This window comes from Rhizobium sp. Rhizsp82 (assembly GCF_047325115.1).
In the GTDB taxonomy this organism is placed as follows: domain Bacteria; phylum Pseudomonadota; class Alphaproteobacteria; order Rhizobiales; family Rhizobiaceae; genus Rhizobium.
Window position 1 is genome coordinate 1617082 of the sequence record NZ_CP168571.1, and the last position, 11734, is coordinate 1628815.

General features: G+C 60.3%; 11 protein-coding genes. 9 read left to right on the forward strand and 2 right to left on the reverse strand.

Annotated elements, in window-relative coordinates; genetic code table 11:
• Window positions 1-14: 14 nt before the first annotated feature.
• Window positions 15-998 (reverse strand): ABC transporter permease, encoded by a 984-nt coding sequence (locus ACEN84_RS31715; protein ID WP_112712476.1) that lies wholly within the window; start codon window positions 996-998, stop codon window positions 15-17.
• 389 nt (window positions 999-1387) lie between these two features.
• Here ACEN84_RS31715 and ACEN84_RS31720 point away from each other — a divergent pair, with 389 nt between their 5' ends.
• From ACEN84_RS31720 to ACEN84_RS31735, 4 genes are read left to right on the forward strand one after another with little or no spacing between them, the layout of a single operon-like run.
• A complete protein-coding gene (locus ACEN84_RS31720; RefSeq protein ID WP_130280082.1) occupies window positions 1388-2308 on the forward strand; it encodes a MurR/RpiR family transcriptional regulator in 921 nt (306 codons plus the stop codon).
• A complete protein-coding gene (locus ACEN84_RS31725; RefSeq protein WP_130280084.1) occupies window positions 2301-2945 on the forward strand; it encodes an isochorismatase family cysteine hydrolase in 645 nt (214 codons plus the stop codon). The genes ACEN84_RS31720 and ACEN84_RS31725 overlap by 8 nt, the downstream gene beginning before the upstream one ends.
• Complete coding sequence (locus tag ACEN84_RS31730) at window positions 2942-4261, forward strand: glutamine synthetase family protein (RefSeq protein WP_413711899.1); 1320 nt, start codon at window positions 2942-2944, stop codon at window positions 4259-4261. The genes ACEN84_RS31725 and ACEN84_RS31730 overlap by 4 nt, the downstream gene beginning before the upstream one ends.
• Before the next feature lie 2 nt (window positions 4262-4263).
• The gene (locus ACEN84_RS31735; RefSeq protein ID WP_413711900.1) at window positions 4264-5010 is read left to right on the forward strand and encodes an N-formylglutamate amidohydrolase; all 747 of its coding nucleotides are present in this window, start codon (window positions 4264-4266) and stop codon (window positions 5008-5010) included.
• A gap of 28 nt (window positions 5011-5038) precedes the next feature.
• Here ACEN84_RS31735 and ACEN84_RS31740 read toward each other — a convergent pair whose 3' ends face one another.
• Window positions 5039-5782, reverse strand: a complete 744-nt coding sequence (locus tag ACEN84_RS31740; protein ID WP_413711901.1) for a metallophosphoesterase — start codon at window positions 5780-5782, stop codon at window positions 5039-5041.
• Window positions 5783-6065: 283 nt separating this feature from the next.
• On the opposite strand from ACEN84_RS31740, the gene ACEN84_RS31745 reads away from it, so the two are divergent.
• The 5 genes from ACEN84_RS31745 (at window position 6066) to ACEN84_RS31765 (ending at window position 11697) form a co-directional block, all read left to right on the forward strand.
• The gene (locus ACEN84_RS31745; RefSeq protein WP_413711902.1) at window positions 6066-7739 is read left to right on the forward strand and encodes an amidohydrolase; all 1674 of its coding nucleotides are present in this window, start codon (window positions 6066-6068) and stop codon (window positions 7737-7739) included.
• 100 nt (window positions 7740-7839) lie between these two features.
• Entirely contained in the window at window positions 7840-8931 is a 1092-nt protein-coding gene (locus tag ACEN84_RS31750) for an ABC transporter ATP-binding protein (protein WP_112712488.1), read from the forward strand.
• A 7-nt stretch (window positions 8932-8938) separates the two neighbouring features.
• Window positions 8939-9853, forward strand: a complete 915-nt coding sequence (locus tag ACEN84_RS31755) for an ABC transporter permease (RefSeq protein ID WP_203431135.1) — start codon at window positions 8939-8941, stop codon at window positions 9851-9853.
• Window positions 9846-10646: an ABC transporter permease gene (locus tag ACEN84_RS31760; RefSeq protein WP_112712492.1), complete on the forward strand. Its 801-nt coding sequence runs from the start codon at window positions 9846-9848 to the stop codon at window positions 10644-10646. Before ACEN84_RS31755 ends, ACEN84_RS31760 begins: the two co-directional genes overlap by 8 nt.
• A gap of 16 nt (window positions 10647-10662) precedes the next feature.
• Window positions 10663-11697, forward strand: a complete 1035-nt coding sequence (locus ACEN84_RS31765) for an extracellular solute-binding protein (protein ID WP_112712494.1) — start codon at window positions 10663-10665, stop codon at window positions 11695-11697.
• Window positions 11698-11734: the final 37 nt, after the last annotated feature.

The following is an 11734-nucleotide window of genomic DNA, read 5'->3' on the forward strand; positions in this document are numbered from 1 at the left end:
ATTTCCTCGAGACGTCAGATATCTCCCTGTTGGGCGGTTTGTTCGTCTCTCGGATTGAGGAGCCCGTCGATAAGGATGGCGACGAGCAGGATCGTGGACTTGATCAGATTCTGGTAGATCAGCGGGATGTCGATGATGGTCATCGCGTTCAACATGATGCCGATAAGGGCTGCCCCGAACAGCACGTTGCGGACACTTCCCTTCCCTCCCGACAGTCCGATGCCGCCGATCACGGCGACCAGGACGATGTCGTAGAGCAGGGTCGAGTTGACGACGCGCGTATTGATCGAATGGAGGCTCGCGGCTGTCAGCAGCCCTGCGACAAAGGCGATGAGGGCCGAAAGCACATATCGGAAGACCAGCATCGGCCTGACCGGCATGCCGGCATTGCGCGCGGCAATCGGGTTGTCGCCGGCGTAGTAAACATACCGTCCCCACTTGGTGTAGCGCAGAATAAGAAAGATAAGGAAAGCCAGCGCCGCAAAAATGAAAACTTCGATCGGCACATCGAAGAAGCGAAGGCCGCCGAAAAGCTGCAGCCAGTTCTCCGCCGGCACCGGAACCGCATCCTGGGCGATCAACTGCGAGCGCACGAAGCCGAAGACGAACGAGCCACTGGCCAGCGTCACGAAAATTGCGGGAACATCCGCATAGGCGACCAGAAAACCGTTGATCAAGCCGATGCCGATCACGCCACCCAAGACGATGACGAAGGCCAGCCACCCGGAGGTTCCGTCGTTGAGCATCTGCAGATACCACGCCACCGACATCGCCATGACCGCAACGGCCGACAGATCGATCCCGCGGCCGATGATGACCACGGCCATGCCGAGCGCCAATATGCCGAGGACGGAGATCGAGCGGATGATCGAAACGACGTTCTCGGTCGTGAAGAAACCCGGGAGAGCGACGGAAGCGACAGCGAAGATCACCACGGCAATAACCGCCACGATAATCTCTTGGCTCAAGGCCCATTTCCGCGATGCGCGCTGCTTCATATGCAATCCCTCAGAACGCCATTAGCCTGCAGAAGCGAGGGAACTTCGTCAAAACGCGCTATCGCTAAATCAGCCGGAAGCTGAGAAGGATTTTCGGCGGCAACATCTGCCGTGCGAAATCTAATTCCCGGCGAAAGACCCGCAATCGACGCGGACCTACAGCTGGCAAGCGATTGAAGTACGATGCGTTCCCATGCAGTCTTTGCTGCGTTGCGAGAACGTTAGGCCGCGGCGGGCGGCTATGTCAATACGCTTTCATTGACCAAAGAAGGGATGAACCGTGAAAGGCATCCTACACCCTCTCCAGCTGTGGGATTGATGCAATTTATCTTTCACATATAAAGATATTGGTGTATTTCGCAGAATGAAATGCATAGGGGGAAGGTCACGTGACGGACGTCAGGACATTATTGCTCGATCAAAAACTGACCCTCACGCCGTCGGAAGAGAAGATCGTCCAAATCCTGCTCGCGGACTATCCGACGTCAGGACTGAGCACCGCAAGCAATCTGGCGAAAAAGGCGGGCGTCAGCGATGCGACCGTCGTTCGGCTCGCTGTCAAACTTGGGTTCGAAGGCTTTCCCGACCTCCAGAAACGGCTCCTGTCGGAAGTGGAGGCAAGACTTCACTCGCCTCTTTTGATGATGGAGACGAAGCGATCAAGCGACGCGGCCCAGGGAATTGCGGAAGCCTATCTGCACGCGGTCTCGGAAACGATAGACAAGACCGTCGGCGCAACGCCGGCCAACACCTATGACAAAGTCGCCAAGCTGATCATGGAATCCAAAGGCCGCGTCGGCCTCGTTGGCGGCCGCTTCAGCCGGCATATCGCCGGGATGCTGGCGGGCTACCTGTCGCAGCTCCGCCCCGGGGTCCACGACATCGGCACGCTCGCAGCGCCGTCGTTCGACATATTGGTCGATTACGGCAAGCGCGATGTGCTGATTGCCTTCGACTACAGACGCTACCAGAACGACGTCGTGGCCTTTGCCTCGCAGGCTGCCGATCGCGGCGCGACAGTCGTCCTGTTCACCGATCAGTGGCTCTCGCCGATCGCCGAGCACGCGGAGGTGACGATCATCTGTCCGCTGGACGTTCCATCTCCCTACGACACGCTCGCTCCGGCAGTCGCGCAGATCGAAGCGCTCGTGGCCCAGATCCTGTCGACGCTCGACGATTCCACACGCCGCCGCATCGAGAATCTCGAAGCTGTCCGGGCGCGCAATGGCGTGACTGTCGACGGCGATGAAAGCGAAACCAAGTCACAACCCGGCCCCAAGCGCACGAAAGGGACAACCAGCCATGCCTAGCAAACTCCTGAGCCGCGACGCACCCTATGTTGCCGGTGAAACGGCCCTGTTGCTGGTCGATATGCAGCGCATCTGGCTGGAGCCCGGGCTGGACCCCGATCACCCCGAGCGCGGTCCCGAGCACTATTTCTACCGCCAGACCGCCTCGGTCACGGTCCCCAACAACGAGCGGCTGCTTGCCGCAGCAAGAGCGAACGGGATCGAAGTTCTCCACACGATCATCCAAAGCCTGACGGAAGATGGCCGCGATCGCTCGCTGGACCACAAACTCACGCCGATCCACATTCCGCCGAGCAGCCCCGAAGGCTTTCCGCCGGAAAATCTCGGCCCGAAGAATGACGAGATTCTGATCCCGAAGACGTCCTCCGGCGTCTTCAACTCGACCAATATCGACTACGTCCTGAAGAACCTCGGCATCCGCTACCTGATCATCACCGGCATCATGACCGACCAATGCGTTGACATGGCGGTGCGGGATGCAGCCGACCGCGGATATTACGTCACCTGCGTTTCCGACGCGTGCGCAGCCGCCTCGCAGGAGCGCCACGATACCGCGCTCAAGGCTTTCGGTGGCTACTGCTGGGTTGCGGACACCGATACCGTGGTCAAGCGCCTGTCAGTGAGGGGGGCGGCATGAGCACCGATGTCGACCTGACCGGGATCGTCACGACAGACATTGCCGCGGTTACGCGTGGGCGGTTTATCGCGAGCGACACGTTCGAGAAGACGATCGCGACTGGTGTCGGCTGGCTGCAGGCCAACCTTTCCCTGACGCCTTTCAACGTGATTGCGCATCCGAACCCATGGGGTTCATCCGGTGACTTGCGATTGCTGCCTGATCCGAATGCAAGATACCGGACCGCCAAGACGGGGTCCCAAACACCGTTCGATATGGTGCCGGGAAATCTCGTGGAGCTGGACGGCTCCCCGTGGTCCTGCTGCACAAGAACTATGCTTGCAGATGTTCTCGCCGAGTTGAAAGCCAAGACCGGCCTTACGCTGGTGGCGGCATTCGAGCACGAGTTCAAACTGCTGGACGCGGGACTGCCCAAAGAACATGTGATGTCATTCGCGGGATTGCGCCGCGCCGACGGCTTCGCTTCGCAGGTGATGGCTGCTCTCGAGGAAGCAGGGCTGAATCCGGAAGTTATTATCTCCGAGTATGGCGAGGATCAGTTCGAAGTAACGAACGCGCCGTCCGACGGGCTTGCCGCTGCGGACAGGGCAGTGGTCCTCAGGGAAATTGTACGCGAAATTGCGCGCACGCGCGGCTGGAAGGCATCCTTCGTGCCGAAGACATCACCGTCGTCGGTGGGCAACGGTGTGCATATCCATTTCAGCCTCGTCGGGGCCGATGGTCAGCCGGCGACTTACGACCCGTCCGGTCCGGCTGGTCTCTCCCGGGCCGCAGGATCCTTCTGTGCAGGCGTGCTGCGCCATCTGCCGGCGATCACCGCACTGACCGCCTCCAGCGTATCATCATACTACCGCCTGAAGCCGCACAACTGGAGCTCGTCCTACACCTGGCTCGGCGACAAGGATCGCGAGGCTACCTTGCGGATCTGCCCTATCGTGACTTTTGGTGGAAAGGACCCTGCGAAGAGCTTCAACATCGAATATCGGGCGGCCGATGCGACCTCGAATCCGTACCTCGCACTCGCCGCAATCGTGCGCGCCGGCCTTGAGGGATTGATCGCCGGCCTTCCGTGCCCGCAGGTCCATTCAGGCGACCCGGAGGAGCTCTCGGAAGAACAGCGCGTCGAGAAAGGTCTGCGCCGGCTGCCGGAGACGCTTGCCGGTGCATTGGACGCTCTCAAGTCCGATGCGGTGGTGACATCGTGGTTCTCCGAGGTCTTCCTGGAGACCTTCGTCGGGATGAAGGCGTTTGAAATGGCCTCGCTCGACGGGCTCGACGACGAGGCGATCTGCGCAAGCTATCGGGCGGCCTATTGACGATGGGAACCGCAGACCAATCCGGCTGGCCCGGTCCTGTTGAAATCTTGAATATCGACGGGACGTCGGAAATCGTCCTGATCTGCGAGCATGCGTCGAACTTTATTCCGGAAGCTTTCAACGATCTCGGACTGCCATCCGAAGAGCTGGTTCGACATATCGCCTGGGATATTGGCGCTGAAGGCGTGAGCCGCGCGCTCTCGCAGCTATTGGACGCGCCATGCTTTCTCGGAAAATACTCCCGTCTTCTCATCGACCTGAACCGGCCAACCGACAGCCCTACGAGCATCCCGGAACTTTCGGAGGCGACTGCCATTCCCGGAAATATCGGCCTCGGTGTCGAAGCGCGCCAGGAAAGGATCGACAGGATATTTACGCCTTTCCAACAGGCTGTTTCCGCGCACCTGGACGCGCGGCAGAAGCGGGGGCTGCCAACGAAGATCGTCGCGATCCATTCGTTCACTCCGGTTTTCCTCGGTGAGGAACGCCCCTGGCACGCAGGCATCCTGTTCAACAAGTCATTCAGGTTCGGCCGCCAGATCATTGATCATCTGAGCCGGTCGACGGCGTTGAAGATCGGCGCAAATGTGCCCTACGTCATCGAACGAGCAAGCGACTACGCCATCCCGGTGCATGGTGAAGACCGGAGGCTCGACGCGGTATTGATCGAAATCAGGCATGACCTGATCGGATCCGCCGACGGGCAGGCCCGCTGGGCAAATTATCTGGCAGATTCTTTGAGGGCTTGACCACTCGACGCGACGCTATGCCGTAAGGCTACAGCCTTTGGCCCAGCGAATCCCATTCCTCTACGCCGATACCGCCATCGGCAGCGAGGCCCGTGCATACGAAATGGGAAAGCTCGTCATTGCGGATAACGGCCGCGGTCAACCGCCCGGTCCGGTAGGCCGCCGTGTCCAGCGCGATGCGGTTTTGATATATTTCGGGTCGCAGAGAGCCGGTAACGGTATGACCGTGCACGACGATATGCTCGAACTGTTCGCCATGATCGAGAAATCCCGCGCGTATCCATCGCAAGTCGTATTCGGTCTGTTCGGCGAGCGGAACGCCGGGTCGCAGGCCGGCATGGACAAAGCAGAAGCGGCCGGCAACGTGATGCGTCACGGCATCGTTCAAGAGCTCGACATGATGCGGAAAGGCCTCGCGTATGTCCGCAGCGATCCCAGTGAAATTCGGCACCGGGTGGCGGGAATAAGCGCTGACGGTCGCAACGCCACCCCAGTCCATCCAGTTCACCGCATCTTCGTCAGCAAGCTCCTCGCGCAGAAGCGAGCGGAGGTAGTGATCATGATTTCCCAAGACGAGGCGCGAACCCGGATAGCGCTTGAGAGTGGAAGCCACGATATCAAGCACTTCAGGGCTATGCGGCCCCCGGTCGATCAGATCGCCGAGGAAAATGATGACTGGCTGTGCGCCTTCGCGAGCGGCGATATGGCCGAGGAGCGCCTTGAGAAGATCGGCACGTCCGTGGATGTCGGCAATTGCATAGATGTCGGACAATGAAGGCTGGCTCCTGACTGCGATTTCTCGCGGCGCTCTATAACCGATTGTGCTGGAAACGCATGTCTGCGCCGGAGGGACTTGATCCCGGTTACCTCGCAAGCAGGCATCAGCGCAAGAGGTTCTTGAGTCGGGAGATTATACGTAAGCCAAAACTTACATTATAATCAGACGCAATGGGTGCGTTCAGATTCGGGGTGGTCTTAAGGAGTCGTTGTGGCTAGCTTGCATTGCCTATCTCGCCTTCGCCACCGCCCGCCATCCGTCAAATCGCGAGTTCCCTATGACCCCAACAGCAGATCTTCTGATTCTCAATGCGCGCGTACTGACACTCGATCCCGGACGGCCCAAGGCCACGGAAATTGCTGTCATTGATGGCAAGATTGCCGCGGTCGGTGCTGAGGGCGAGCTTGCTTCGCTGCGCGGCCCCGGTACCGAGGTTATCGATGCGGGCGGCGGGTCGGTCGTGCCCGGCTTTTCTGAAAATCACATGCATCTGTTCTCCGGTTCGGCCGAGCTCGTGCATCTGCAGCTCAGCGGTGTCCACGGTCTTCCGGCACTGACGGAAGCGATCCGGAATTATGGAAAGGATCGCCGCGAGCAGGTGATGCTTTTTGCCCAGGGCGCCGATTACACGATCCTCGGCGGCGAGGAGCGGCTGACGCGGCATCATCTCGATGCGATCTGGCCGGACCAGCCGCTGGCCCTCTTCGCGCCCGACCATCATACCGCATGGGCGAACACCAAGGCCTTGGAGCTCGCCAATCTTCTCCATGGCGCCGAATTGCGACCGGGCAACGAGATCGTCATGGGCGACGACGGGCTGGCGACCGGGGAGCTTCGCGAAATGGAAGCGTTCAGCCCTGTGCAGGCTGCCGGCGGCTTTGCGCGCTACCGACTTGGCCTTGCGACCGGTGGCGAACCCGATCCGCGGCCGACAGACGTTGAGTGGCGCACCGACATGGAAGTCATGCGCCGCGGGCTCGAATATTGTGCCCGCCACGGCATCACCACGATCCAGAACATGGATGGCAATCTCTATCAGCTGGAGCTGCTGGCTGCGATCGAGAAGGAGGACGGTGGGCTGCCCTGCCGGGTCGCCATCCCGTTCCATTTCAAGAACTTCATGTCGCTCGACATGCTGGAGAAGGCCTCCGCGATGTCGAAGGCCTATGACAGCGATTTCCTGCGCTCGGGCATGGTGAAGGTCTTCTACGACGGCGTGCTGGACAGCTGGACGGCCGTCATGGTCGAACCCTATGCCGACCGTCCTGATTATGTCGGCGAGGGCCTGTTCACGCCAGAACGTTTCCGCGAGATCGCCCTCGAAGCAAATAGACGCGGCCTGCAGATCGCCGTCCACGCGATCGGTGACGGCGCGGTCAGGGCCGTGCTCGATGGCTACGAAGCGGCCCGCAAGGAGAACGGCGCCCGCGACGGCCGCCATCGCGTCGAGCATATCGAGGTCGTCCATCAGGACGACCTGCCGCGGTTTGCCGAACTCGGCGTCATCGCCTCGATGCAGCCCCCTCACCCGCCAGGCTGCATGGGCGTGCCGCTCGAGCCGACCGTATCGCGCATCGGACGTTCGCGCTGGCCGCTGAGCTATGCCTGGCGCACCATCAAGAATGCGGGTGCAAGGATCTGCTTCGCGTCGGATTGGCCGGTCTCGCCGATCAGCCCCATTCGCGGCATCCAGGCAGCGATGATCCGCGAGCCCTGGCAGGCGACCGATCCGGATCAGAGCTTCACCTTGATGGAAGCACTGGAAGGCTACACGACGGAAGGCGCCTACGCCGAGTTTCGTGAGGACCGCAAGGGCCGCATCAAGCCCGGCTTCTTCGCCGACATCACCATTCTCAACGCCGATATCGAGAGCGTTGCGCCTGATAAGCTCGGGGAGGTCGAGCCCGCGATAACAATCTGCGGCGGAAAAATCACCTACAAGGCGAACTAGATTGGGCGCTTGAGCGAATCCGGGTTGTCAATCGTCCGGCGCTGTGCTCACCTGACGGCCGTGGGAACTACATAATAATAGCGCGGTAAATGGCCTTTGCATGGCTCAGACGAATGCTGTCGAGATTAAGGGTGTATCCAAAATTTTCGGCTTCGGCGAATACGCCGTAGCTGCCGTCAACGAAACCTCACTATCGATCAGGCAGAACGAATTCTTCACGCTGCTTGGCCCGTCCGGTTGCGGCAAGACGACGTTGCTCCGGCTGATCGCCGGCTTCGAATTCCCGACGCATGGAGCGATCCTGCTCAACGGCGAGAACATCGCCGCGATGCCGCCCTTCAAGCGGCCGATCAATACCGTCTTCCAGAATTACGCGCTCTTTCCGCACATGACGGTGAGCGAGAACATCGCCTTCGGGCTGCAGATGCTCGGCCGTCCGAAGGCCGAGATCAGCGCCCGGGTTTCAGCCATGCTGAAACTGGTGCGGATGGAAGCGCTCGCCAACCGCCGGACCAGCCAGATTTCAGGCGGACAGCAGCAGCGCGTTGCGCTCGCCAGAGCCCTTGCCCCGCAGCCGAAGGTCCTGCTTCTCGACGAGCCGCTGTCTGCCCTCGACTACAAGCTCCGCAAGGAAATGCAGATCGAGCTGAAGCGCCTCCAGGCGGAAACCGGCATCACCTTCATTTTCGTCACCCACGACCAAGAAGAAGCGCTGACCATGTCGGACCGGATCGCGGTCATGTCGGCGGGCAAGGTCCTTCAGGTCGGCAACCCGCGTGAGATCTACGATGCGCCCACCGATCGCTTCGTCGCCGATTTCATCGGCGAGACGAATTTCCTGCAGGGACGCGTCTCCGCGCTGAACGCCGGGCGGGCGGAGGTCGAGCTTGCGGTCGCGGCACGCATCTCGGCGAGCGTGCCTGATGGCTTCGTCCCCGATGGCGACGTCACCGTCGTCTTGCGCCCCGAACACGCCATGCTCTGCACTCCGGCGGAGGGCCAGATCGGCGGGACGCTGACCGACATCATCTACTGCGGCACCGATACCCATTATCACGTGCGCCTTTCCGATGGCGACACGCGCTTCATGGTGCGCCAGCAAAACCGGCCGAACCACGTTGCCGGCTTTTCCCAGGGCGACGCGGTCGGCATTTCGATCGTCGCCGACGCAGCCCGCGTACTCAGGAGCTAGCCCGGAGATGACAGCGGAGATCGTCAGCGCGGAAAGGAAACGGGCCGTCCGGAACCGCTGGCTGCTCTCTCTCCCCGCGCTGCTGATCATCTTGTTTGCCGCCTGCGGCCCGCTGCTGATCGTCCTCGTTTACTCTTTCCTGACGCCCGGACCCTACGGCGACGTGCAGTGGCAGCCTTCCAGCGACGGCTGGATCAGCGTCTTTCTTCAGCGGGATATCTTCGACGATACGCTGTCGCTCGCCGACGCTCATATCTCGATCTTGCTACGGTCGCTGTCGCTCTCTTTCTTCACGACCATGCTGACGCTGATCGTCGGCTTCCCGACCGCCTATTTCATCGCCACCCGGCCTGAACGCACGCGCGAGCTCTGGCTGTTCCTTATCACCATCCCCTTCTGGACGAACCTGCTGATCCGCACTTTTGCCGTGCTCGAGATCATCCGCAACGAAGGGCTGATCAATACCGTGCTCATCCGTCTCGGGCTGATTGAGCGCCCCGTCCAGATTCTCTTTACCGACACGGCGATCCTGATCGGAATGGTCTATGTCTACCTGCCGCTGATGGTGCTTCCGATCTATGCGAGCCTCGAAAAGCTCGACTTCCGACTGCTTGAAGCCGCCTATGACCTCTATGCGACGCCGGCAAAGGTCCTGCGCCGGATCATCCTTCCCCTGTCGACCCCCGGCATCGTGGCCGGTTCCATCCTGGTCTTCATCCCGTCGCTCGGCGCCTATGTCACGCCCACCATTCTGGGCGGCGGCAAGAACCTGATGATCGGCAACCTGATCGAACTGCAGTTCGGACAGGGGCGCAACTGGCCGCTCGGCTCGGCGCTTTCGATAACCCTGATGATCTTCGTGATGGCGGCGCTTCTGGTCTATGTCCGCAATGCCGGCTCAAAGGGGGCGCAGCATGGCTAGACGCTTTTCGGTGCAGCGCCAGACCGGCTTCACGACGATCGCGATCATTTCGCTCTTCCTTCTCTATCTCCCGATCGCTGTTCTCGTTGTCTACGCGTTCAATGCGGGGGAGTCGCTTGCATCCTGGCAGGGTTTCTCGCTGCGCTGGTTTGCGCAGGCCTACCAGAACCAGCAGGTGATCGACGCGTCGTTGCGTTCGCTGCAGATCGCCGTCATCGCCGCCGTCATTGCCACCATCGCCGCAACCATGGCGGCGATCGCCACGACGCGAACCGAGGCCTATCGCGGCCTGACGATGAAATATGCCTTCATCAACACCCCGCTGATGGTGCCGGAAATCGTCACCGCGGTGGCGCTTCTGATCCTGTTTTCGCGGATCAAGATCTGGACCGGCTATACCGGGCTTGGCTATCTCATCGCCGCCCATACCGCCTTCTGCGTGCCCTTCGCCTATCTGCCCATTCGCGCTCGGCTGGAGAACATGGACCTGACGCTGGAACGTGCCGCCGCCGATCTCTACGCCACGCCGCTCAAGACCTTCCGCTATATCACTCTGCCGCTTCTGTGGCCGGGCGTCCTTGCCGGTTTCATGCTGGCTTTCGTCATCTCGCTCGATGATGTCGTCATCACCGAGTTCGTCAAGTCAGCCGGCCAGGACACGCTGCCGACCTACATGCTCGGCCAGATCCGCCGTGTCATTACCCCTGAAATGAATGCGATTTCGACGGTCTTCCTCGTTCTTTCGATCGCGGCGGTCACCGTCTTCTTTTTCGTCAGCAAGAAACGCGAATAACAAGAAAGGGAACAGCATGAAGATCATCAATTGCGGCCTCGTCGCCTTGGCCACGCTTTTTGCAACGACCTCGCTCGCTTCGGCGGAAGGGGTGCTGAACATCTACAACTGGGGCAACTATACGAGCCCCGACATGATCAAGAAGTTCGAAGACAAGTACAAGGTGAAGGTCACCATCACCGATTACGATTCGAACGACACGGCGCTCGCCAAGGTTCGCCAGGGCGGATCCGGCTTCGACATGGCAGTGCCCTCGCAGAACTACCTGCCGATCTGGATCCAGGAAGGGCTGCTGCTCGAAACCGATCCGGGCAAGATGGAGAACTTCAAGAATGTCGCCCCGGAATGGGCAAACCCCGACTTCGATCCCGGCCGCAAATATTCGGTCCCGTGGGCGATGGGCATCGTCGGCACTGTCGTCAATACCGATGTCTATAACGGCGACATCAACACCTGGGCGATCATCTTCAATCCGCCGGAGGAGCTGAAGGGCAAGATCAACGTCGTGCCCGAGATGACCGACGTCATGGACGCCGCCATTCTCTATAACGGCGGCAAGAAGTGCACCGGCGACCTGACCGTGCTGAAAAAGGTGCGCGATACGCTGCTCGCCGCCAAACCCTATTGGGTGGCGATGGAATACGGCACGATCCAGAAGATGGGCTCGGGCGACTTTGCCGCCTCGAGCGACTGGAACGGCTCGGCCTTCCGCCAGCGGCTCGCCAATCCGAAGATCCATTTCGGCTACCCGAAGGAAGGCTTCGTCAACTGGAGCGACAATCTTGTCGTGTTGAAGGAAGCCAAGAATGTCGAGAACGCCAAGCTCTTCCAGAACTTCATGATGGATCCGGAAAATGCCGGTATGAACTCGGGCTTCCACCGTTACGCCAACGGCATTGCCGGCTCGGAGAAATTCATGCCAGCCGACATGAAGGACGCGCCTGAAATCAAGGTACCGGACGAGTTCAAGTCGGTCGGCGTTCCCTCGCAGACCTGCCCGCCGGATGTTCAGGCGCTTTACACCAAGATCTGGACGGAACTGCAGAAGTAAGATCGCCGGCAGCGCCATTCCCGCCGGAATGGCGCTG